Source organism: Providencia huaxiensis (assembly GCF_002843235.3).
Taxonomy (GTDB): Bacteria; Pseudomonadota; Gammaproteobacteria; order Enterobacterales; family Enterobacteriaceae; genus Providencia; species Providencia huaxiensis.
The window spans coordinates 2128924-2152416 of the sequence record NZ_CP031123.2 but is presented as its reverse complement, the minus strand read 5'-3'; the positions used below and the strand labels follow the sequence as shown (position 1 = coordinate 2152416).

Sequence of the window (23493 nt, the reverse complement as noted above, 5' to 3'; positions counted from 1 at the left end):
AGAAAATGAAGTTTTCAAATAGCAATAACAGGCATTGACTACGAAAGACGATAATGTGATTTATTGCAGCATGCAAAGAAAAATGAAGAAAGTACGTTTAGTAATTTTATTACAAAATATAAAAAGTGACTTGTACAGTTGGATAATTGACATTAGTCCACAGGATAAAAAAGATAAATAGAAAATAAATTGTGATGCTCATCACTAATCTAAGATAAATAACGAGTTTTAAGCTGTGACCAATATCACTAAAAATGGTTTTTTTGTGTAAAAAAAGAGCAGTGTAATTTAGTGACATGAATTTTATGTGATCTTCATCAATATAAAGGTGGGGTGAGCCGGGGGGTAATAGTGATCTTGTTCACATAAAGGCCCACGTGGTGCGGATCTGATAAAGCTCATGCTAGAGTGAAAGAGTTGAAAAAATCACAGACGTTATTTGGCGATAACGTTACAACTTTATCATTCTCGTACCACGGGGTTCTATCATGGTAACATCAAATATCAAATTAAAGGTACAGAATTTTGGGCGTTTCCTCAGTAATATGGTTATGCCTAATATCGGTGCTTTCATCGCTTGGGGATTAATTACCGCGTTATTTATCCCAACGGGCTGGTGGCCTAATGAGACATTAGCTCAACTTGTTGGTCCTATGATCACCTATTTACTCCCTCTATTAATCGGTTATACCGGTGGCCGTTTGGTCGGTGGAGAGCGGGGGGGAATAGTTGGTGCAATAACAACAATGGGGGTCATTGTCGGTGCTGACATGCCGATGTTTATGGGGGCAATGATTGCTGGCCCATTAGGCGGATATGCAATAAAACGTTTTGATTTGTGGATCGAAGGCAAAGTTAAAACGGGTTTTGAAATGTTAGTGAATAATTTTTCATCTGGCATTATCGGCATGTTATTAGCTATTTTGGCTTATTTAGCGATAGGTCCTCTTGTTGCAGGGTTATCCAAAATATTAGCGGCTGGTGTGAACGTGATGGTGGAGAATAACTTACTTCCACTCACGTCTATTTTTGTTGAACCTGCAAAAATCTTATTTCTCAATAATGCTATTAATCACGGTATTTTTTCACCGTTAGGTATTCAGCAAGCATCTGAAACAGGTTCCTCCATTTTTTTCTTAATTGAAGCAAACCCTGGACCAGGTTTAGGCGTTTTACTCGCTTATATGTTTTTTGGTAAAGGTAATGCCAAGCAATCTGCACCAGGGGCAGCAATTATTCACTTTTTTGGCGGTATCCATGAAATTTATTTCCCGTATGTTTTAATGAATCCTCGATTAATTCTTGCTGTAATTCTTGGAGGGATGACAGGGGTATTTGTGATGAACCTTTTTCATGCGGGCTTAGTCTCTCCTGCATCACCAGGTTCAATATTTGCAGTTCTACTGATGACCCCTAAATCATCACTTATTGGCGTTATTTTATCAGTCACAAGTGCTACAGCTGTTTCTTTTATCGTTTCAGTGCTTTTATTAAAACGAACACGAATTGGCGATGATGATGAGCTCGAAAGTGCGACGAAAAAAATGCGCAATATGAAAACGCAATCAAAGTCATCAGCAACAAGCTCAACCAGTAAAGATATCTCTATCAATTTAGCTCAAGTGCGCAACATTATTGTTGCTTGCGATGCAGGCATGGGGTCAAGTGCAATGGGGGCCGGGGTATTAGCCAAAAAAGTACGAGATGCAGGCTTAATCGATATTGCAGTCACTAATATGGCAATTAACGACCTGCCAGATAACGTTGATATTGTTATTACTCATAGAGATCTAACACAAAGGGCACAGTCATTTGCGCCAAATGCAATGCATATTTCTTTAACAAACTTCTTAGATAGCCAAACGTATAATGATCTAGTCACCAATTTAATAGCTAAAAAAAATCCTAAAGCTGCGAATGACGGACGACTGATTAAGCAAACGATTATTGCAGCAAATGATGAATCCTATGAAATAGAAAATTATGATGATGCGATATTTACATTGAGTGCAAAGCATATTCATTTAAACCTATCTGCACAGAATAAAACGCAAGCCATCCAATTTGCGGGGCAAAAATTAGTTGAGGGTGGCTATGTTGAGCCTGACTATATTGAGGCGATGTTAGCTCGCGAAAAACTAACTCCCACATATCTTGGCGAGTCTATTGCGGTACCTCACGGAACGATAGAAGCCAAAGACCGCGTATTAAAAACCGGCATTGTTATTTGCCAATACCCCGAAGGCGTACAATTTGGTGAAGAACCCGATGAAATTGCCCGCCTAGTTATTGGTATTGCCGCACAAAATAATGAGCACATTGAAGTTATCACACGAATTACTTCCGCTTTAGATGAAGATGGGGTTATTGAGCGTTTATGTGAAACCCAAGATGTTCAGGAAGTACTCGAAATTTTAGCGTCTCAAAGTGCAGCATAAGGAGAATAATAATGAAAGTCATTCACTTTGGTGCAGGAAATATAGGCCGTGGGTTTATTGGTAAATTATTAGCAGACGCAAATTCACAAGTGACTTTTACGGATGTTAATCAGCCATTAATTGACCAACTCGCGCATCAGCAATCTTATAATGTTCACGTGGTTGGTCAGGAAAATCGTATTGAGAAAGTCCAACACATTCACGCTGTTAATAGTAATGACCCTAAAACGATAGAGTTTATTGCAACAGCGGATATGCTTACAACTGCTGTCGGGCCACAAGTACTTGAAAAAATAGCGTCAACCATAGCTAAAGGCATAGTTTATAGAAAATCGCAGGGAAATAACCAGCCACTCAATATAATTGCATGTGAAAATATGGTAAGGGGAACTAGCCAATTAAAACAACATGTGTTGGTTCATTTGCCGGAAGAATTACATCAATGGGTTGACCAACATATTGGTTTTGTAGACTCCGCAGTTGACCGGATCGTTCCTCCGATGGATGCAGCGAATGATGACCCACTTGATGTTACTGTCGAATCCTTTAGCGAGTGGATTGTTGACCGAACACAATTTGTTGGTGATATTCCTATTATCGATGGAATGGAATTGACGAACAATCTAATGGCATTTGTTGAACGTAAACTATTTACATTAAATACAGGTCATGCAATGACAGCGTATTTAGGGCAGCGATATGGATACCAGACAATTAGCGAGGCAATTGGAGATTTGAGGATCTATACTGTTGTTAAATCGGCTATGCAAGAAAGTGGACAAGTTTTAATTCAACGTTATGGTTTTGATTCACAAATACATAATCAATACATAGATAAAATACTAAGTCGCTTTGCAAACCCATATTTAAAAGATGATGTTAGTCGAGTTGGGCGACAGCCTATAAGAAAGTTAAGTTCTAATGATCGCTTAATTAAGCCTTTGCTAGGCACATTAGAATATCAATTACCAAATGAAAATCTGATCATAGGAATTGCTGCCGCATTGCATTTCAGATGTGAAGCCGATCCTCAAGCAAATAAAATGGCAAAGTTAATAGCTGATAAAGGTATATATCAAGCGGTTGTTGAGCTTTGTGGGTTAGAGAAATATCCCGAGGTTGTTGATAGAATTAGTTCCCAATACCAGTTATTGATATTGAGTAACAAGTGATATTACGGATAATAGATTGATTAACTGAGGTTCAGTCACTTTATGGCTATCTACTGTATGATAGTAAGTAGTATAGCTGTAAAGTGATAAAAGAAGCTAATATGGAAAATAAACAAAACATTGAAAATCAGATCCTTGAGCGGTTAAATCAACGGCCAGAAGTATATTTGTTTGTTCAAGAAGTCGTTGTTTTAATTTCACAAGCTATTGATAAATTAATGTTAAAAGTTTTTAGAAAGGATGATTATGCGGTAAAGTATGCCGTTGAACCACTTTTAACTGGAAATGGGCCATTAGGGGAGTTATCAGTTCGTTTGAAACTCCTATTTGCATTAGGGGCTATTTCTCGCGAAACCTATGAAGATATAGAATTATTTCTTGCTTTAAACGAATCGTTATCGGCAGAGGATTTAAATATAAATTTTACGGATGATGAAATTTTAGGCAGTATTAAAATGCTCCATTGTATGGAACCTTTACCAGAAATGATGAGATTCAATCAACCAGAGGATCTTGTCGATAACCAATTAATTGAATTACAAAAACACCGTTTTCAGCAAATGATCAAATCTTCATTGGTATTGTCTGTAACGGCTTTAATTACCCAAATTATAGAAACTGATGTATTTTAAAATAGCATATTCAATCCTCTCCTATTTTACTGTTTTCTTATCAAAGTAAATATGTTTGAAATAACACGTTATTAGCCGAGTATTAGCAGAGTATCAGCAGAGCATCGAATGAATATTATTGTTGCACATGAAATCACCACTGAAGATAAAGAAGAACTCCTTGCAGGGTTACGTAGTTTTAATATCCAATATTTGAGTGCAGAACGTTTTGGTGAGCTAGGCGTTTATTTTAAAAATGATTCTGGTGTTATGCTTGGAGGATTACTGGCTTCTGTCAAGGCGAATTGGCTCTGTATCGATTTTCTATGGGTAAGTGAAGACGCCAGAAAAATGGGATTAGGCAGTAAATTGATGAAGGCTGCTGAACGGGAAGCAATTAAACTAGGTTGTATTCATAGCTTAGTTGACACCTTCAGTTTTCAAGCCTTGCCATTTTATGAAAAATTAGGATATGTGAAACAAATGTCATTGCCTGATTTCCCAGAGAAAGGTATGGAAAGGCATTATCTCACTAAAACTGAATTAGCGTAGGTATTTTTTGTTTGCTTAAATTCGCACACCCGTTAAGTTAACATGACTGAAATTAATTGATGGGATGGTGAGATGAAAAGAGCCTTAGCGGTTATATTATTTACGTGTTTTCAGTCGCCTTTAATGGCGACGACATATAGCTTGGATGAACTACAGGCGATGTCAGTTAACAATAAAAAGCCAGAAATAGTACGTCCTTATAAGCAGCTTATAAAAGTGAAAGAGTTAGGTGATTTCAACGCTTGCAAAGAGTGGCAAAAAGAACAGTTGACACCATACGCTGCATATCCTCAGAAAATAGGGGTTTCAATGGAGAAGTTATATTCTATTAGGGTGTGGATGGAGGATAGAACACTGACATTCAATTGTATTGATCTAGATAATGTGTCTGGAACTATAAATGAAGCAATGTACAAATAATGTAGCAGGGTAGTGAGGCTAATAGTTTAGTTTTTCAGTTTTTATGCGACTCATACTCTTAAGTAAAAATCTCACATAAAATAAAAAACTATTTATATTCAAATAATTATAAATTTATTCACTAAATGTACTTCACTTTGAAACTGAAATAATTTTATGATCCAAATTGTGCAGGCGGGTGCGGTGTAGTGAATTTTACGTGGTTGAGAACTTTATTTCGTGTGAAAGGAAAAACATCATTTTCAAAACAACGCAATATTTCGCTCGCATAGCCTTTTGACCATGTAGAGCATTTTGATGAGTGCCATTCCATTGCAACCGCTTTAAACGTATTTCCAGCAGCGTATTTTTGTGTGATCTTTTCCGATTTGCGCGCATCACTTGGGTCTATACCATCTGAAAACTGCCTTTTTGCTTCATCTCTTTTTCTTCTGGCATCGGCTAAAGAAATTTGTCCATACACACCAAATGAAATCATTTTAGACTTAGCTTTACGAATTTGGATATCAGTGAGCAGCATAATGTGTATAGTTTTTTTATCGAACCTAGACCTATACACAGTACTATACACATGAGTACTTAGACCCCACTAGAAGTTACTAGATCTTCTTGGAAGTCAAAATAATTAATTTGTTGTTTTTATTTGAAAAATTGGAAGTATTTAGACGTGGTAATGGTGTCCCCTGCAGGAATCGAACCTGCAACTAGCCCTTAGGAGGGGCTCGTTATATCCATTTAACTAAGGGGACTTTTGGAGTCGTAATTACGATAGCGAAAGCATTTTACTGTTCAGGTCTAATTGAATCAAGTTGTTACGGACAAATAATCGAATTTATCTTCCATAAATATTTATTTGACTGTTTTTCATTCGAAAATAGGGTGGTTATCATCTTTATGGTTGAGTGGGCGCATTTCTATTTTGTACTAACTGTTCAATTTTCTTATAATAAGAATATTATTAAATGGCGTATAATTAGCCTTTAAGATAATCGAATAACTCAAAAGGATTAACATAATTCTTTTTTTCGCCTTACTATAAGCAAAGCAGTTATTACAGTGGAAAAGTACCGCAGTAGGACGGTACAGGGAATGGAGAAGTGTTATGAAGTTTCGCATGACGGGCGTTTTTCTGGCAGGGGTGTTAATTGCAGGTTGTGCAAGTAGCATTGATCCAGAAACACATGAACGTTCGGACCCATTAGAAGGGTTCAACCGAGCAATGTTTAATTTCAACTATAACGTCCTTGACCCTTATGTCTTGAGGCCAGTTGCTGTTGCTTGGAATGATTATGTCCCGATGCCTGCCCGTAATGGATTAACCAATTTTTTTGTTAACCTTGAAGAACCTGCAAGTATGTTAAATAGCTTTCTGCGTGGGGAAGTGACTCAAGGTTTCAAACATTTTAACCGCTTTTTCCTTAATACTGTCTTCGGTATGGGGGGGCTCATTGATGTGGCGACAATGGCAAACCCTCAATTAGCGAAAGAAGAGCCAAAACGTTTTGGTAATACCTTAGGCTATTACGATGTGGGCTATGGTCCTTATGTGGTGTTACCGGGGTATGGCAGTGCAACACCGAGGGAACAAGGGGGGGACTTAGTTGATGATTTATATCCAATGCTAAGCTATCTCACATTCTGGATGTCCGCGGGTAAATGGGCACTGGAAGGAATTGAAACCCGAGCAAGGCTATTAGATTCAGATGGATTATTGAAGAACTCTTCAGACCCGTACTTAATGATGCGAGAAGCCTATTTCCAACGTAATGACTTTTTATCAAGTGGTGGCGCGTTAAAAGCAACAGAAAACCCAAATGCAGCAGCGATTGAAGACCAGCTTGATTCGATAGATTAGTAAATTGAATTGTTTTGGAAGGTTTATCACTCTCTTGTATACGAATGATACTAGAGAGTGATAAATAAAAAGCTAATCATTGTCTCGCTTTCCTCGTTGAGAGACGGTGTCAATTAAGGCTATTACCCCTAATACACCAATAAAACCGACAGTAAACAGTGTTCCCATACAGCCTCCTAAGTTTTAGTCATTGTTGCCTCTTTTACATGCCTTCGTGGCCGTAGCCAATAATAGAATATAGCGTGATTAATACAGTTTGATGAAAAGCCATATATATTAGTGGATATCATCAGTATAAAATATGCTATTGGGTTGTGCTTGCAAATAAGAACATTCAGAGAATGAATGATAATCTAATGAAATCTAAAGCGATTTATCTTAAAAATGCGATAGTGTGTATTTTATAAAGAAATGATGAGGTGAACTCATATTCTTAACATTTAATTTACATATGATGCAGGTGAGGGTCAAGAAAATTTATGTTAAGTTTTGAAAATTAGTGGGATGGGGCAATTGACATTGATAATAGTACCAGGGAGAGAACTCCCTGATACTTAAAAATTCGATTAATTAGAACGTATAGTTGAAGTTTACACCGTATAACCAAGCAGAACCTTCAGATTTGAAACTCGTCATAGTTCTAGGGTCTTTTTCTACAAGCCTTTCATTTATATTGACTTTTTTGCCGTGCATATAAGAAATACCCACATCAACAGAAGCGTTTTCATTAAATGCATAAGTGGTTCCTGCACTTAACCAGTAACGGTCTTGGTCAGGAATCGAAATTGAACGATACTTAGCTGGTACAGGGCTTTCATCATAGGCAATACCTGTACGGAAAGTCCAATTATCATCATAGAAATAAGTGGTACCGATAGCGAGACGCCATGCATCATCAAAGTTTTCTGGTTTATGGAATAGTTCTTGGCCATCGCTCTTACGATAAGCGGTTAATTCTTTAAATTCACTCCAGCCCGTGTAAGCAACGCTATAATGCAGTGCCCATTTAGGTGCGACTTTATGGTAACCAGAGAATTCCCAGATATCAGGTAAGTTAAGGTCTAAAGTTCCCTTGATTTTTTCACCACCAGTCCCTACAAGACCATTTGGAAGGGGCATATTTGGTAGGTCATTTGAGTATTTACCATTTTCAAATTTAACTTTAACTTTAGAACGGTAAGTTAAGCTTAAACGGTTGTCTTCATTGATCTCATACAACAGACCCGCATTCCAACCATAGCCCCAGTCATCTCCTTTTAGCTTTGCCATGGTTGAGCTTGGGCTAACACCGGGTAGGCTTGAGACAGGGGGTTGTAGGGATAACACTCCCGCATGACGAGTTATTTCAGCATCTGCATAAACTGCGTTAGCACCTACACCAAAACTAAAATGGTTATTTAAACGATATGCACCGCTTAAATTTAAGTTAACGGTTTTTAAATCAGTTTTGCCGCCAACTGGGCCACCAGCGTAATCTTTAGGGAAATCAGTTGCTAAACCAAAGTTGGTCGTCATTGAAGTACCAACGGCCCATTTATCATTAATAGGAAAGATAAAGTGAGCGTTAGGAACCAGTGCATTTGGTGCGATATTGTTTGAAGTAAACATATCTTTATCACGCCCTTTGATATCAACGCTTGGGTCAATATAAACGGCACCAACAGAAAGAGAAGGGCGATCAAACAACATCATGGCAGCAGGGTTTCGGCTTCCCTCACTTGCGTTGTCGCCCATTGCACCCGCTCCCGAAAACGCGCGTCCCAGTGCGGATGTAGAATATTCATTAAGCAAAAAACCAGCCGCGCCTGCGTTGGATGATACAATTGCCACTGCTATTGCTAAAGCTGATCTAGAAAACAGGTTTTTCTGGCTCATGACCAAAACCCTCTTATGTTTTATTTTGAATAAAGCGACTTCTATCGCAAGAAGCGCAGAATTGTAGGGTCCCTTGCCGTTATGACAAATCAGACCAGTTACTAGAGTATAGGTCTGACCACCTGATATGTTGCAAGCTTGTTTTGCAGTTATTGTGACTTTGTTTTCAAAAATGCGACATATTTAACAAAATGGCAACATTAACTGACGAATTGGGAGCGAAAAGTATACGAATACGGGGTAAGATCAAACTTATGTTTAATTATTAGCGATATATTTTGATACATACTAGTTTTTAGCACTTTTTCAGCGTTATGATAGCGACTTAACAGTTTGTTTATTTGGAGAGTAAAATGACTGATGCGATTAACCGTTGTAGCGCGGATGAAACCGCAGCCTGCTGCTGTGTAGATGTGGGAACAGTATTAGATAATAAAGACTGCACTGCCTCGTATCAGCATGTATTCGCTACACAAAATGAAGCGGAAACTATGTTGAAAACACTCACAGAGAAAGCAAAATCTGTTGAGTCAGACCCTTGTGCGATAACCCATTCTATTAAGCCTGTAGAGGATGGTGTTGAGCTTACGGCGGAGTTTAGTTTTAGCTGTGAAGCAGAAAGTTTGATTTTTCAATTAGGTCTTCGTTAATCAAACGATTGAATTTGCTCTGATTTGCCTTTTATCACTAAAACGATGGCGTGATTAACGCCCAGTGATAAAAGGCTTCCTTATTTCCCTCCTGTTTTCCTCTGCTGCAATTTGTTGGGTTTTTACTCTAAGTTGCGTACCTGCTCGCATTTTTTATCAATACCCATTGATAATTGTGAATTTTATGTTAACAATTGTTACAGGTCAGACCTCTTTGTCCGCTTAGAGAGCTAATTAACTATAATTTTCATTTTTGCTTTAGCAGGAGCGACCATGAATCAACATCTCAACCATGGTGAAAATACAGATAAAACAAATGAAAGGATCGCCATTGTCAGTGGTCTACGCTTACCTTTTGCAAAGCAATCTACGGCATACGCAGGAATTCCAGCAGTCGATCTAGGTAAAGCCGTAGTTGCTGAATTATTAGCCCGTAATGATTTAGATAGAAACCTGATTGAGCAATTGGTATTTGGGCAAGTGGTACAAATGCCAGAAGCACCGAATATTGCGCGGGAAATTGTTCTTGGTACAGGGATGAGTGTCTCAACAGATGCCTACAGTGTATCAAGAGCTTGCGCGACAAGTTTTCAAGCAATTGTTAATGTTGCTCAAAGTATGAGGGTAGGCGATATTTCTATCGGTATTGCTGGCGGGGCAGATTCATCTTCTGTGCTTCCTATTGGCGTATCAAAAAAATTGGCCGAGACGTTATTAGCATTAAGCAAAGCAAAGTCTGTTGGGCAAAAATTATCATTGTTAGCGAAATTACGTTTGAGGGATCTAGCACCAGTTGCACCCGGTGTTGCGGAATATTCTACAGGGCTGCGTATGGGAGATACCGCGGAGCAAATGGCGAAAAGTTATCAAATTAGCCGAGCCCAGCAAGATGAGCTTGCTCATCGCTCGCATATGTTAGCGACAAAAGCGTGGGAAAATGGCGCTTTAAATGATGAAGTTATGACCGCATATATGCCGCCCTTTAAGCAAGCTTTTTCCCAAGATAACAATGTGCGTACAAACTCAGTACTATCATCCTATGCGAAATTAAAACCCGCCTTTGACCGTAAGCACGGTAGTGTTACCGCTGCGAACAGCACACCGTTGACAGATGGTGCCGCTGCAGTATTGATGATGACCGAGTCCCGAGCGAAATCACTGGGTTATACGCCGCTAGGCTATATTCGAAGTTATGCGTTTTCAGCGATAGACGTATGGGAAGATATGCTTTTGGGGCCTTCTTATGCCACTCCGCTTGCTTTGAAACGAGCGGGGTTATCACTGCAAGATTTATCCCTGATTGATATGCATGAAGCCTTTGCTGCGCAAACACTCGCTAATTTACAAATGTTTGGTAGCCGTAAATTCGCTCAAGAAAAATTAGGAATAGATAACGCAATTGGCGAAGTGGATATGGATAAATTTAATGTCTTAGGGGGCTCTATCGCTTATGGGCACCCATTTGCAGCCACAGGCGCACGAATGGTGACACAAACCCTAAATGAATTGCGCAGACGGGGTGGTGGTTTTAGTTTAACAACAGCTTGTGCTGCGGGTGGTTTAGGTGCAGCTATGATCTTAGAGGTGGAATAATGGCTCAAAATTCTGCTATAGAAGTTGCAAGAGAAAAAACACAACAGGCTTTTCGCTTAGAAATTCATGATGAAAACGTCGGGGTCATCTTCATTGATGTACCGAATGAAAAAGTGAATACATTAAAAGCGGAATTTGCGGAGCAATTCCTTGCAGTTTTACAGCAAGCGCAGTCTACCTCTGGTTTGAAAGGCTTAGTTATCACCTCAGGGAAAAAAGACAGTTTTATTGCAGGCGCAGACATTAGCATGATAGCTGGCTGTGAAAATAAAGCCCAAGCCAGTGAGTTGTCAAAAGCAGGTCACGTACTATTTGATAAAATCGATAATTACCCATTGCCTATTATTGCCGCAATACATGGTGCGTGTTTAGGCGGCGGGCTAGAGCTTGCCTTGGCATGTCATGCGAGGGTTTGTTCTAATGATGATAAAACGAAGTTAGGCTTGCCTGAAGTACAATTGGGGTTATTACCTGGCTCTGGAGGAACGCAGCGTTTACCTCGGTTGATTGGTATTCCACATGCATTGGATTTAATGCTGACAGGCCGCCAGCTAAAAGCGAAACAGGCGCTGAAAATAGGGTTAGTTGATGATGTAGTTCCTGAGTCTATTTTACTCGACGTTGCAGTTAAAATGGTGAAAAAAGGGGGCGTTCAGCGTCCTGCTATCCATTGGCAACAGCGCTTATTAAGCAGCAAATTATTACGCAATAAAGTGTTCGATAGCGCCAAACAAAAAGCACTCAGCAAAACCAAAGGCCATTACCCAGCCCCTGAAAAAATTATTCATGTTGTGAAAACAGGAATGAATAAAGGGTTGCAAGCCGGTTATGCAGAAGAAGCGAAAGCCTTCGGTGAGCTTGTGATGACACCAGAGTCTGCTGCATTACGTAATTTATTTTTTGCGGTTACCGCGTTAAAAAATGAAACGGGGGCGCAAGCTGCACCCTTGAAAATTAACCAAGTTGGTGTGCTTGGCGGTGGGTTGATGGGCGGCGGAATTGCTTATGTCACCGCTTTTCAAGGTAAATTACCCGTTCGTATTAAAGATATTTCAGACAAAGGTGTCACCCAAGCCCTGCGTTATAGCTGGGACCTACTGACTCAGCGAGTTATCAAACGGCGGTTACTAGCCCGGGAACGAGCAGCCGTTATGGCTAAGGTATCAGGCACATTAAGTTATCAAGGGCTGGAAAACGCTAATGTTATCATTGAAGCGGTATTTGAAGATTTAGCATTAAAACAAAAAATGGTTGCTGAAGTTGAAAAGATGTCGAAACAACAAGCTATTTTTGCTTCTAATACATCATCCTTACCTATTCACCAAATTGCACAGAATGCGACGCATCCTGAAAAAGTCATCGGCTTACACTACTTTAGCCCAGTCGATAAAATGCCTTTGGTTGAAGTAATCCCTCATCAACACACAGACGAAACAACGATTGCAACCGTTGTTGCTCTAGCAAAACGCCAAGGCAAAACAGCAATTGTCGTGGGGGATGATGCCGGTTTCTATGTAAATCGCATTTTAGCCCCATTCTTATGTGAAGCTGCCCAATGCCTTGTTGAAGGTGAATCAATAGAGCATATTGACCGTGCTTTAGTCGAATTTGGCTTCCCTGTCGGGCCTTTTAATCTATTAGACGAAGTCGGTATTGATGTAGGAACTAAAATTTTACCGATTTTAGTTGAGCGTTTTGGTGAGCGTTTCAAAGCCCCTGATTTACTCGACAAAGTCGTTAAAGACGACCGTAAAGGTAAGAAAAATGGCAAAGGTTTTTATGAATATGGTCACCACACTAATAAGTTGTGGTTTTGGAAAAAAGCCAGTAAGCGTCAAGTCGATAAAACCATTTATTCACTGATTGGTGTAGTTCCCAACGATACATTGACTAAAGCGGATATTGCACAGCGGTGCGTTATGATGATGCTTAACGAGGCTGCCCGTTGCCTTGATGAAAAGATTATTAAAAGTGCACGTGATGGGGATGTCGGGGCGGTATTTGGTATCGGTTTCCCACCTTTCTTTGGTGGCCCATTCAGGTATATGGATAGCCTGGGGATTGCAAAAACCGTGGAAACCCTGAATAACCTCGCTATGAAATATGGTGATAAATTCCAGCCTTGTGAATTGCTATGTAACATGGCAGAAAATAATCGAACCTTTTTTTCTGCAGATGCAGAAGATGGGGTTAATGCAACAAAATCAAGTAACGAACAGTAATAGCATCAACAATCATGGCATAGCAGGGTAGCCTGTTAGCCAATGGTTGTTTGATTCAATAAAACCAGTCAAGGCCTGATACCAAATATATCCTTGGTTATCAGGCTTTTTTAAGCCAAGTTCGTACAGTTAGAATAACTAATTATATTATCTTTAACTGATTGATAATAAATACCAAAATTTAGCTCGCAACATAGCCTGCTAAAGAAACATGCATAAAAATTTACTCAAATCATTTTCTTTGTTGGTCATTTCATGCAGAATCACATTTCACCCCAACTGATGGTTACTTTTACAACAATTATCTTAACAACAAAAGAATAGCCACCTTAATAAGGTAGGTTACTCAGATGGTGGATTATGCAAGTTTACATTATGCGTCACGGTGATGCAGCGATACAAGCGCCTAGCGATGCTGAGCGCCCATTGACTCAAAAGGGAAAAGACGACTCAGTATTAATGGCTCAATGGTTACAGAACCAAGGTATTAAGATTGATTCGGTGTTAGTGAGCCCCTATCTAAGAGCCGAACAAACTAGGCAGGTTGTGAGTCAGCACCTCGATTTACCCGTAAAGGCGGAGGTTTTAGGGCAATTAACGCCAGGAGGGAATGCCGCATTTGTGGCTGACCATATTCGAGATCTTGCTGTGCTAGGCGCTAATGCGATATTAGTTGTATCTCATTTACCGCTGGTGGGGTATTTAGTGTCGGAGCTATGTCCACATAAAGAACCTCCGATGTTCACCACATCAACAGTTGCATGTGTTGATATTGATGTGGCCCATCAGAAAAGTCATTTAGAATGGATGCTGAGTCCATCACAACTATTATTTGCGAAATAATACAGAACGGATGAGCGCTTAACGGCGAGCGCTCTCCGCGGTTTCAATGAGTAGTAATAATGCTGCATTACCCCCCCATTCTTTAGGTGCTTGGTGAAAAGCAATAATATCAGGGTGTTGGGCAAGCCATAGCGGTGTTTGTTGCTTTAAAACATGCTTACCATGGCCGTGCATAATGCAGGCACAATAGACATTTTCACGCTTACAGGCCGCAATAAGCGCGCCAATTTCTTGCTTTGCTTCCATTTGTGTTAAGCCATGTAAATCCAAAAACAACTCAGGAACGTAGTCACCCCGACGAAGTTTTTTTAATTCATAAGGGTTAGCGTCGGGCCTTAAATAACGCGTTGGGCCTTCATTTTCAAGTTGCGGTTGAAATTCATCTGAAAAATAAAAAGAGGCGTCAACCTGTTCTTGCATGACTTTTTTATTTGATGGTTGTGTCACCTTGGCACGAACAGGTGCGTGCAGGACTTGGTCCTGATGGATTTTCTTTGCTCCATTAATGGCTTCTTTGAAAAGACGGATCTCTTCATCTTCTAGACCAAATTTTTTCTTCATAATTTTAATAATATATTTTTTGTGATTAATTTTTCTGATTGCTAGTGTAACTCATTTTTAATGAATGGTGATAATCGTAGATTGTTCGCGCTAAGTAACATATTTATAACCTTTTTACAGGTAAGCATTGACAAAAGGGGACTTGCTAGTCTAATTGTATATACATATCTATACTATTTATTAATACAATGATTAAAACTGAATTCAATAACAATGAATTCAATAACAATGAATTCAATAACAATGAATTCAATAACAATAGGAAAAACGATGGTATTCAAAACACACTCTCAAGATATCGTTTGGCGTAATGGCCGTATTGCCACTATGGATCCAGAACTATCAGTCCCTTATGGGCTTGTTGAACACCATGATTTAGTTGTCCGTGATAATAAAATAGTTGCAATTGTTCCTACTCAGGAAATTGAATTAAATGACTGCCAGGTTATTGATGTAAAGGGTAAATTAATAACCCCAGGATTAATCGATTGCCATACACATTTAGTTTTTGGTGGTGACCGAGCTTCTGAATGGGAACAGCGAATGAATGGGGTCTCTTATGAAACCATTAGTTCTCAAGGTGGTGGAATTAATTCTACTGTGCGTGAAACCCGTAAGATGAGCGAGAACGAATTATTTGAACGCGCTAAGCCAAGGCTAGAAGCATTAATTCGAGAAGGTGTGACAAGTATAGAAATGAAATCAGGTTATGGGCTTGATTATGAAAATGAAGAAAAACAGTTACAAGTCGCAAAACGGTTATCTGCACAATATCCTATTTCAGTCAGTTCAACCTTGCTCTCCGCTCACACCGTTCCCGTTGAATATAAAGATAAACCTGATGAATACATTGATTTGATTTGCCAAAAAATCATGCCTAGACTATGGGAAAAAGGCTTGTTTGAAGCAGTCGATGTTTTCTGTGAAAGCGTGGGTTTTTCCCTTGCTCAAAGCGAAAAGTTATTTGCAGCGGCGCAGAAATTAGGCATTCCTGTGAAAGGGCATATGGAGCAGTTATCAAATCTAGGTGGGAGCGAATTAGTTGCCCGATACAAAGGGTTATCGGTTGACCACATTGAATATTTAGATTTAGAAGGGGTTAAAGCACTTAAAGCGAGCGGAACAGTCGCGGTCTTGCTACCGGGGGCATTTTATTTTCTGAGGGAAACCAAATTACCGCCAATTGAGCTGTTGAGGGAACACAACGTTCCTATGGCGGTTTCAACGGATTTTAACCCGGGCACCAGTCCTTTTGCCTCGTTACGTATTATTATGAATATGGCGGCCGTCTTATTTAAGCTGACACCGGAGGAGATATGGGCAGGTGTGACACGTCACGCTGCGAAGGCGTTAGGCCGTGAAAGTAGCCATGGGCAATTAAAAACGGGCTTTGTTGCTGATTTTGTTGTGTGGAACGCGCAAGAGCCAGTCGAAATGATTTATGAGCAGGGGAGTAACCCATTGTTCATTAGAGTCCATGAAGGCAAAATTACCCATCGAAACGGGTGATATATGTGACTCGCAGTTCTAGCTACGAAAATAATAATAATTAATAGCGGTAAATAATGTTGTTTGCCGCAATTTGCCCTAAATATTTTCTGTTTTTTGTTTGTTTCTATTAAAATTACATCGTTTAATTATGTGAATGCTAAATAATTAAGCATGATGTTTTTATTCGCGACTGTCAGGATAAAAAATGTCCGATAGCACTAAGGTCGTGTTGTATGCTATTCAATAAATAGCATATTAATACTTAAGATTTTAATCATTAAATTGGAAATGACTGTGACAGCCGATAAAAAGGATAAGCAGGGGGTACCGCTCCCGCTATATTTGCAAGTAAAACAATCGATTATTGAAAAAATCCACACTGCAGAGTGGCAGGCAAATGACCGTATTCCATCTGAGGCTGAGTTAGTTACACAGTTTCAATGTAGTCGAATGACGGCAAACCGAGCACTACGTGAATTAACCGCAGAAGGGTTATTGGTTCGCTTGCAAGGTGTGGGAACGTTCGTGGCTGAACCAAAGGGGCAATCTGCGCTATTTGAAATCCACAGTATTGAAGCGGAAATACTGGCGAGAAACCATAAGTACAGCTGCAGGATAATTAAACTCGAAGAAATACAAGCGTCACCCGCGCTCGCAAATGAGTTAAATATTAGTCCAGATACCGTGATATTTCATTCTATTATTGTACATTTAGAAAATGATGTCCCTGTACAAATTGAAGACAGATATGTCAATGCGTTAGCAGCGCCTGATTATTTACAGCAAAACTTTTTATCGATTACCCCCCATGATTATTTGTCCCAAGTCGCCCCTTTAACACAAGGGGAGCATATTGTTGAGGCCGTAGAAGCTGATGAGCGCTCAGCGAGGTTATTGCAAATTACCACAGGCGCATCTTGTTTGTTAATTACAAGGCGTACTTGGTCCCAGTCTTTCACTGTGACAAGTACCAAACTATTGTTTCCTGGTCACCGTTATAAGCTTAAAGGTAGTTTCACGTCATAAGTTCTTTCACCACGTAAAAATATGGGCGGAATGATATACAACCTATTTTCCGCTTATCGTATCGAGTTATTCTCTTCCATACCTATTTTGTGTGAATTTATTGTAAATAAAATGTGATCTGGTAGGCATATTTAGAATAAAGAAAACACACCAAAATATCAGCCTTGTTTTTTATCTAATTGTTTTATTTGTATAAAAACATTTTCATATCACATTTTTTTAATCTTTATGTTAAAAAATTAATTGATCGTACATGTATATACAACTATATCTATAAGAACAATAAAAGGTAGCTAATGGACAGATAAAAGAGGGTATACAAGTGACAGCACTGAATAATAAATATCGAAATATCGAAATTAGGGCACCGCGGGGGAATACCTTAAGTGCCAAAAGTTGGCTCACTGAAGCTCCATTACGTATGTTAATGAATAACCTTGACCCAGATGTTGCAGAAAACCCTCATGAATTAGTGGTTTATGGTGGTATTGGGCGCGCGGCACGGAATTGGCAATGCTATGACCAAATTGTTGAGTCCCTGAAACAACTCGAGAGCGATGAAACACTGCTGGTTCAGTCAGGTAAGCCTGTCGGTGTTTTCAAAACCCATGCAAATGCCCCACGTGTTTTAATCGCTAACTCAAATCTCGTGCCACATTGGGCAAACTGGGAACATTTTAATGAGTTGGATGCGAAAGGCCTCGCCATGTATGGCCAAATGACGGCAGGTAGCTGGATTTATATCGGCAGCCAAGGCATTGTTCAAGGAACCTATGAAACCTTTGTGGAAGCCGCTCGTCAGCACTTTAACGGTGATTTAACTGGGCGCTGGGTACTTACCGCGGGTTTAGGTGGCATGGGGGGCGCACAACCTCTAGCCGCGACACTGGCAGGTGCTTGCTCATTGAATATTGAGTGCCAACAAAGCCGTATCGATTTCCGTTTAAGAACCCATTATGTGGATGAACAAGCGGTCGATCTTGATGATGCTCTAGCGCGTCTCAAAAAATACACATCGGAAGGCAAAGCCATTTCTATCGCACTGTGTGCTAATGCCGCTGAAGTTCTTCCTGAGCTCGTCAAACGCGGTGTTAAACCGGATATGGTGACCGACCAGACAAGTGCCCATGACCCGCTAAATGGTTATTTGCCAATTGGGATGAGCTGGGAAGAGTACCGTGAACGCAGTGTTCAAGACCCGCAAGCGACTGCATTGGCTGCAAAAAAATCCATGGCGGAACACGTTAAAGCGATGCTGGCGTTCAAACAGCAAGGCATTCCAACGTTTGATTATGGGAACAATATCCGCCAAATGGCGTTGGAAATGGGCGTAGAGAATGCGTTTGATTTCCCTGGTTTTGTGCCTGCTTATATTCGCCCACTATTTTGCCGCGGTGTTGGCCCATTCCGTTGGGTCGCGTTATCAGGGGATCCTGAAGATATCTATAAAACCGATGCGAAAGTGAAAGAACTTCTACCGGATGATAAGCACTTGCATCGCTGGTTGGATATGGCGCGTGAACGTATCAGCTTTCAAGGTTTGCCAGCGCGTATCTGTTGGGTAGGGCTTGGGGACCGCGCTAAATTAGGTTTAGCATTCAATGAGATGGTCAGAAACGGTGAGGTTTCGGCTCCAATTGTTATCGGCCGTGACCACCTAGATTCAGGCTCAGTGGCCAGCCCAAACCGTGAAACAGAATCCATGAAAGATGGCTCTGATGCCGTTTCAGACTGGCCGTTACTCAATGCGTTATTAAATACAGCCAGTGGTGCAACGTGGGTATCCTTACATCACGGTGGTGGCGTCGGTATGGGCTTCTCTCAGCACTCTGGGGTTGTGATTGTCTGTGATGGAACGGATGAAGCCGCAGAGCGTATTGCTCGAGTGCTACACAATGACCCGGCTACAGGCGTCATGCGCCACGCAGATGCAGGGTATGACATCGCGATTGCTTGTGCGCAAGAAAAAAATCTTAATTTACCAATGATTAAAACACGTTAAGGAGTGCCATTAATGACTAAGTTAACTATTCACCCAGGAAAAATGACACTCGAAGACCTGCGTATTGTTTTCCAACAAGCGGTAACAGTGACATTGGATAAACGCGCTCATGCGGCTATTGAAAAAAGTGTTGCAACGGTCAATAAAATTATTGAAGAAGATAGAACCGCTTACGGTATCAATACGGGGTTTGGTTTACTTGCCAATACCCGCATCGCGACTAAAGATTTGCAATCATTACAACGCTCTATTGTGATGTCTCATGCTGCGGGTGTTGGCGAGCCGTTAGATGATGACCTCGTGCGTTTAATCATGGTGCTCAAAATTAATAGTTTAGCTCGCGGTTTCTCTGGTATCCGTCTCGAAGTCATTAATGCTTTAATTGCATTAGTGAATGCGCAAGTTTATCCATTTATTCCTGCGAAGGGCTCTGTAGGGGCTTCTGGTGACTTAGCACCATTGGCGCATATGAGTTTAATTCTGCTAGGAGAAGGAAAGGCGCGTTATGAAGGCAAGTGGATCTCAGCGAAAAAAGCGTTAGAAAAAGCTGGGTTAGTGCCACTAAAATTGGAAGCTAAAGAGGGGCTAGCGTTATTAAACGGCACCCAAACATCCACGGCCTTTGCATTGAAAGGGTTATTTGAAGCAGAAAAATTGCTGCTATCTGGCATTGTCTGTGGTGCGCTTAGTGTTGAAGCCACATTGGGCTCCCGTAAACCGTTTGATGCACGAGTGCAAGAAGTTCGAGGGCAAAAAGGGCAAATCGATGTTGCGGCGATGTTCCGTGATATTTTGTCACCGACGAGTGAATTGGCGAAGTCCCATGAAAACTGCGTGAAAGTGCAAGACCCTTATTCACTACGTTGTCAGCCACAAGTCATGGGGGCTTGTTTAACCCAAATTCGCCAAGCAGCCGAAGTGATATTAATTGAATCTAATGCGGTGTCAGATAACCCGTTAGTCTTTACCGATAATGGCGATATTATTTCGGGCGGTAACTTCCATGCCGAACCTGTTGCGATGGCAGCCGATAATATTGCACTTGCATTAGCAGAAATTGGCGCGTTATCCGAACGTCGCATTGCATTATTGATGGATACCCACATGTCGCAGTTGCCACCTTTCTTAGTGAATAATGGCGGCGTCAATTCAGGCTTTATGATAGCCCAAGTGACCGCGGCTGCATTAGCCAGTGAAAACAAAGCATTAGCACACCCTTCGAGTGTTGATAGCCTACCTACATCCGCTAACCAAGAAGACCACGTATCGATGGCGCCTGCAGCAGGTCGTCGATTATGGGAAATGGCAAAGAATGTCACAGGTATTTTAGCCATTGAATGGCTTTCTGCGTGTCAGGGAATGGATTTTCGTGAAGGTTTGACGTCGAGCGAAACCTTGGAAAAAGCACGTAAAACGTTGCGTGACCAAGTGACTTACTATGATAAAGACCGTTATTTTGCCCCTGATATTGAAGCGGCAATTGATTTAATTAACCAATATAAACTGTCTGCGCTCTTCAAGGCTGGCGCAGTCTTCCCTAACTAACATATCAAGCAAATAAAAGGTGGCCGGCAAAGTATCGGCTACCTGAAGTATTTATCTGCACGACAATAAAATAATACGAAGGATAAATCATGCAAAGCACATCACAACTTGCGCGAGGGCTTTCTGCGCGCCACATTCGATTTATGGCTTTAGGTTCTGCGATTGGTACAGGTTTATTTTATGGTTCAGCGAAAGCAATAGAAACCGCTGGGCCTGCGGTATTACTCGCCTATATTATCGGCGGCGCCGCAGTATTTATGGTTATGAGAGCGCTGGGTGAAATGGCGGTTCATCGGCCACTTGCGGGGTCGTTCTCACAGTATGCCAGCCATTATTTAGGGGCTAGAGCGGGTTTTTTTGCGGGATGGACCTATGTTTTTGAAATGCTCATCGTTTGTTTGGCGGATGTGACGGCATTTGGTGTTTATATGAAACTGTGGTTTCCAGAGGTTGCACAGTGGATTTGGGTGTTAAGCATTATTTTCTTTATTGGCGCGATAAACCTATGTCACGTGAAAACCTTCGGTGAAATGGAGTTTTGGCTGTCAATCATTAAAGTTATTGCGATTATTGCGATGATTGTCGGTGGTGCAGCCATCATGATGTTTGGTTTTGGCCAAGCAGCAGACCATGCGGTTGGGGTATCAAACTTATTTATTCACGATGGGTTTATGCCAAATGGTATTGGTGGGGTGATTGCATCCTTTGCTGTCGTGATGTTTGCTTTCGGGGGAATTGAAGTTATTGGTATTACCGCGAGTGAAGCGAAAAACCCTGAAACGACTATCCCAAGAGCGATTAATGCAGTACCAATTCGCATCTTACTGTTTTATGTCCTAACGTTATTTGTCTTGATGTGCATTTACCCGTGGAACCAAATTGGGCAGCAAGGTAGCCCATTTGTGCAAATTTTCGATAGCTTAGGTATTCAATCTGCGGCGAATATCTTAAATGTTGTGGTGATCACGGCGGCAATTTCGGCGATTAACAGCGATATCTTTGGTGCAGGGCGTATGATGTATGGCATGGCACATGAAGGGCAAGCGCCAAGAGCCTTTACCAAGCTGACAAAAAATGGTGTGCCTTGGATGACGGTATTAGTGATGGTCGCTGTGTTGTTAGTCGGTGTGGTATTGAACTATGTCATCCCTGATGATGTATTTGTGGTAATTGCGTCAATTGCGACATTTGCCACCATTTGGGTATGGTTAATGATTTTGCTGTCACAGTTTGCAATGCGTAAAAAAATGTCGCCAGAAGAAATTAGCCAATTAAAATTCCCTGTGCCTATGTGGCCTGTGGCACCTATTTTAGCCATCGCATTTATGGTATTTGTTTTTGGTGTCTTGGGGTATTTTGAATCAACACGAATTGCACTCTATGTAGGCATTGTTTGGTTAGTATTACTGACTATCGCCTACGCACTTTGGGTAAAAAAACCTGCGAAAGAGGCGGAAATCGTACTGCAAAACGAAAGCTAATATCGTTGCTTCCTTGCTGAACTTGTTATTTTCTTCACGCCCTTTAGCTAAATAAAGGGCGTTTTTACGTCAAAACATGCATTAATAAGCTCGATGAGCAGATCCCCTTGGCAAATTTTATTGCATTAATCTGCTGATTTGTCTTTCACTTCGTGGCAAACTTTAACTATTCATATATTCCCTTTCAAAATACAGGCTGGAGAACCCCTTCTTGGAAAAGATTTTCGTTGATGAAGCCGTTGCAGAACTTCATACCATTCAAGATATTTTACGTTGGACGATGAGCCGCTTTAATGCAGCCAATGTGTACTATGGTCACGGTACAGATAACCCATGGGATGAGGCGCTACAATTGGTGTTACCAACACTTTACCTGCCTCTAGACCTGCCCGATGAGCTGTTAACCTCACGCCTAACACCAACAGAACGCCACCGCATTATTGAGCGTGTTTTACGCCGCATTAATGAGCGTATTCCGGTTGCATACCTGACTAATCGTTCATGGTTTTGTGGCCATGAGTTTTATGTTGATGAGCGAGTGCTTATCCCACGCTCGCCAATTGGTGAATTAATCAATAACCATTTTGTTGGTTTAGTGGCGGATGAACCACAAACTATTCTTGATTTATGTACCGGAAGTGGTTGTATTGCGATTGCTTGTGCGTATGAATTCCCTGATGCAGAAGTCGATGCGGTTGATATTTCAAGTGATGTGCTGGCGGTGGCTGAGCAAAATATTGCCAATCATGGTTTAGAACACCGGGTGATACCGATCCGCTCTGACTTATTCCGCGATATGCCAGAGGTTAAATATGACCTGATCGTGACGAACCCACCGTATGTTGATGCGGAAGATATGGATGACTTACCGGAAGAGTTTCGTGTCGAGCCTGAATTAGCGCTAGCCGCTGGAAGTGATGGGTTGAAATTGGTGCGCCGTATTTTAGCCAATGCACCGCGTTTTCTGACAGAAGAAGGCGTGTTAGTGTGCGAAGTGGGCAACAGCATGGTTCATCTGATTGAACAATATCCTGAAATTCCATTTATTTGGTTAGACTTTGAATATGGTGGTGACGGTGTGTTTATGTTAACGCGTGAACAACTTGTTGAGCACCACGCACATTTTGAGCTTTATATCGATTAATCAACAGTTGCG

The 23493-nt window shown here is 40.9% G+C and carries 19 protein-coding genes and 1 tRNA gene; 16 read left to right on the top strand and 4 right to left on the bottom strand.

Annotation, left to right across the window (positions count from 1 at the left end; all coding sequences use genetic code 11):
- Window positions 1-488: 488 nt before the first annotated feature.
- The 5 genes from CYG50_RS11720 to CYG50_RS11700 all read left to right on the top strand — a co-directional run bounded on the left by CYG50_RS11720 (window position 489) and on the right by CYG50_RS11700 (window position 5193).
- Window positions 489-2438, top strand: coding sequence for a PTS mannitol transporter subunit IICBA (locus CYG50_RS11720; RefSeq protein ID WP_102137587.1), 1950 nt, complete (start codon window positions 489-491; stop codon window positions 2436-2438).
- Window positions 2439-2449: 11 nt separating this feature from the next.
- A complete protein-coding gene (locus tag CYG50_RS11715) occupies window positions 2450-3610 on the top strand; it encodes a mannitol-1-phosphate 5-dehydrogenase (protein WP_102137588.1) in 1161 nt (386 codons plus the stop codon).
- Between the two features lie 101 nt (window positions 3611-3711).
- Complete coding sequence (locus CYG50_RS11710; RefSeq protein ID WP_102137589.1) at window positions 3712-4242, top strand: MltR family transcriptional regulator; 531 nt, start codon at window positions 3712-3714, stop codon at window positions 4240-4242.
- A gap of 108 nt (window positions 4243-4350) precedes the next feature.
- Window positions 4351-4773 (top strand): GNAT family N-acetyltransferase, encoded by a 423-nt coding sequence (locus CYG50_RS11705; protein ID WP_102137590.1) that lies wholly within the window; start codon window positions 4351-4353, stop codon window positions 4771-4773.
- A 72-nt stretch (window positions 4774-4845) separates the two neighbouring features.
- Window positions 4846-5193, top strand: coding sequence for a hypothetical protein (locus CYG50_RS11700; protein WP_102137591.1), 348 nt, complete (start codon window positions 4846-4848; stop codon window positions 5191-5193).
- Window positions 5194-5347: 154 nt separating this feature from the next.
- On the opposite strand, the gene CYG50_RS11695 is transcribed toward CYG50_RS11700, so the two are convergent.
- Window positions 5348-5713, bottom strand: coding sequence for a tyrosine-type recombinase/integrase (locus CYG50_RS11695; protein ID WP_102137592.1), 366 nt, complete (start codon window positions 5711-5713; stop codon window positions 5348-5350).
- 154 nt (window positions 5714-5867) lie between these two features.
- Window positions 5868-5942, bottom strand: a tRNA-Arg gene (locus CYG50_RS11690).
- 353 nt (window positions 5943-6295) lie between these two features.
- Here CYG50_RS11690 and mlaA point away from each other — a divergent pair.
- A complete protein-coding gene (gene mlaA, locus CYG50_RS11685) occupies window positions 6296-7048 on the top strand; it encodes a phospholipid-binding lipoprotein MlaA (RefSeq protein WP_102137593.1) in 753 nt (250 codons plus the stop codon).
- 570 nt (window positions 7049-7618) lie between these two features.
- Here mlaA and fadL read toward each other — a convergent pair.
- On the bottom strand, window positions 7619-8923 hold the full coding sequence (gene fadL, locus CYG50_RS11680) for a long-chain fatty acid transporter FadL (protein ID WP_102137594.1): 1305 nt from the start codon (window positions 8921-8923) through the stop codon (window positions 7619-7621).
- Window positions 8924-9276: 353 nt separating this feature from the next.
- Here fadL and CYG50_RS11675 point away from each other — a divergent pair, with 353 nt between their 5' ends.
- The 4 genes from CYG50_RS11675 to sixA all read left to right on the top strand — a co-directional run bounded on the left by CYG50_RS11675 (window position 9277) and on the right by sixA (window position 14231).
- A complete protein-coding gene (locus CYG50_RS11675) occupies window positions 9277-9573 on the top strand; it encodes a YfcZ/YiiS family protein (RefSeq protein WP_102137595.1) in 297 nt (98 codons plus the stop codon).
- A gap of 273 nt (window positions 9574-9846) precedes the next feature.
- Complete coding sequence (gene fadI, locus CYG50_RS11670) at window positions 9847-11166, top strand: acetyl-CoA C-acyltransferase FadI (protein ID WP_102137596.1); 1320 nt, start codon at window positions 9847-9849, stop codon at window positions 11164-11166.
- Window positions 11166-13388: a fatty acid oxidation complex subunit alpha FadJ gene (gene fadJ, locus CYG50_RS11665; protein WP_102137597.1), complete on the top strand. Its 2223-nt coding sequence runs from the start codon at window positions 11166-11168 to the stop codon at window positions 13386-13388. Before fadI ends, fadJ begins: the two co-directional genes overlap by 1 nt.
- Window positions 13389-13748: 360 nt before the next feature.
- Window positions 13749-14231, top strand: coding sequence for a phosphohistidine phosphatase SixA (sixA, locus tag CYG50_RS11660; RefSeq protein WP_102137598.1), 483 nt, complete (start codon window positions 13749-13751; stop codon window positions 14229-14231).
- A gap of 18 nt (window positions 14232-14249) precedes the next feature.
- Here sixA and smrB read toward each other — a convergent pair whose 3' ends face one another.
- Window positions 14250-14792 (bottom strand): endonuclease SmrB, encoded by a 543-nt coding sequence (gene smrB / locus CYG50_RS11655; RefSeq protein WP_102137599.1) that lies wholly within the window; start codon window positions 14790-14792, stop codon window positions 14250-14252.
- A 270-nt stretch (window positions 14793-15062) separates the two neighbouring features.
- On the opposite strand from smrB, the gene hutI reads away from it, so the two are divergent.
- The 6 genes from hutI (at window position 15063) to prmB (ending at window position 23481) form a co-directional block, all read left to right on the top strand.
- Window positions 15063-16301: an imidazolonepropionase gene (gene hutI, locus CYG50_RS11650; RefSeq protein WP_102137600.1), complete on the top strand. Its 1239-nt coding sequence runs from the start codon at window positions 15063-15065 to the stop codon at window positions 16299-16301.
- Between the two features lie 270 nt (window positions 16302-16571).
- Window positions 16572-17309, top strand: coding sequence for a histidine utilization transcriptional repressor HutC (gene hutC, locus CYG50_RS11645; protein WP_181490110.1), 738 nt, complete (start codon window positions 16572-16574; stop codon window positions 17307-17309).
- A gap of 322 nt (window positions 17310-17631) precedes the next feature.
- Window positions 17632-19311, top strand: a complete 1680-nt coding sequence (hutU, locus tag CYG50_RS11640; protein ID WP_102137602.1) for a urocanate hydratase — start codon at window positions 17632-17634, stop codon at window positions 19309-19311.
- Window positions 19312-19323: 12 nt separating this feature from the next.
- Window positions 19324-20856, top strand: coding sequence for a histidine ammonia-lyase (gene hutH / locus CYG50_RS11635; RefSeq protein ID WP_102137603.1), 1533 nt, complete (start codon window positions 19324-19326; stop codon window positions 20854-20856).
- A gap of 89 nt (window positions 20857-20945) precedes the next feature.
- On the top strand, window positions 20946-22337 hold the full coding sequence (gene hutT, locus CYG50_RS11630) for an L-histidine transporter HutT (RefSeq protein ID WP_102137604.1): 1392 nt from the start codon (window positions 20946-20948) through the stop codon (window positions 22335-22337).
- Window positions 22338-22548: 211 nt separating this feature from the next.
- Window positions 22549-23481, top strand: a complete 933-nt coding sequence (gene prmB / locus CYG50_RS11625) for a 50S ribosomal protein L3 N(5)-glutamine methyltransferase (protein WP_004257202.1) — start codon at window positions 22549-22551, stop codon at window positions 23479-23481.
- Window positions 23482-23493: the final 12 nt, after the last annotated feature.

Bases quoted from the DNA above. Each gene is read 5' to 3' on its own strand.
- CYG50_RS11700 (WP_102137591.1), top strand. From the start codon at position 4,846: ATGAAAAGAGCCTTAGCGGTTATATTATTTACGTGTTTTCAGTCGCCT.
- mlaA (WP_102137593.1), top strand. From the start codon at position 6,296: ATGAAGTTTCGCATGACGGGCGTTTTTCTGGCAGGGGTGTTAATTGCA.
- hutC (WP_181490110.1), top strand. From the start codon at position 16,572: ATGACTGTGACAGCCGATAAAAAGGATAAGCAGGGGGTACCGCTCCCG.
- hutI (WP_102137600.1), top strand. From the start codon at position 15,063: ATGGTATTCAAAACACACTCTCAAGATATCGTTTGGCGTAATGGCCGT.
- fadI (WP_102137596.1), top strand. From the start codon at position 9,847: ATGAATCAACATCTCAACCATGGTGAAAATACAGATAAAACAAATGAA.
- CYG50_RS11715 (WP_102137588.1), top strand. From the start codon at position 2,450: ATGAAAGTCATTCACTTTGGTGCAGGAAATATAGGCCGTGGGTTTATT.
- hutH (WP_102137603.1), top strand. From the start codon at position 19,324: ATGACTAAGTTAACTATTCACCCAGGAAAAATGACACTCGAAGACCTG.
- CYG50_RS11720 (WP_102137587.1), top strand. From the start codon at position 489: ATGGTAACATCAAATATCAAATTAAAGGTACAGAATTTTGGGCGTTTC.
- smrB (WP_102137599.1), bottom strand. From the start codon at position 14,792: ATGAAGAAAAAATTTGGTCTAGAAGATGAAGAGATCCGTCTTTTCAAA.
- CYG50_RS11675 (WP_102137595.1), top strand. From the start codon at position 9,277: ATGACTGATGCGATTAACCGTTGTAGCGCGGATGAAACCGCAGCCTGC.
- sixA (WP_102137598.1), top strand. From the start codon at position 13,749: ATGCAAGTTTACATTATGCGTCACGGTGATGCAGCGATACAAGCGCCT.
- CYG50_RS11695 (WP_102137592.1), bottom strand. From the start codon at position 5,713: ATGCTGCTCACTGATATCCAAATTCGTAAAGCTAAGTCTAAAATGATT.
- hutT (WP_102137604.1), top strand. From the start codon at position 20,946: ATGCAAAGCACATCACAACTTGCGCGAGGGCTTTCTGCGCGCCACATT.
- CYG50_RS11705 (WP_102137590.1), top strand. From the start codon at position 4,351: ATGAATATTATTGTTGCACATGAAATCACCACTGAAGATAAAGAAGAA.
- CYG50_RS11710 (WP_102137589.1), top strand. From the start codon at position 3,712: ATGGAAAATAAACAAAACATTGAAAATCAGATCCTTGAGCGGTTAAAT.
- fadL (WP_102137594.1), bottom strand. From the start codon at position 8,923: ATGAGCCAGAAAAACCTGTTTTCTAGATCAGCTTTAGCAATAGCAGTG.
- fadJ (WP_102137597.1), top strand. From the start codon at position 11,166: ATGGCTCAAAATTCTGCTATAGAAGTTGCAAGAGAAAAAACACAACAG.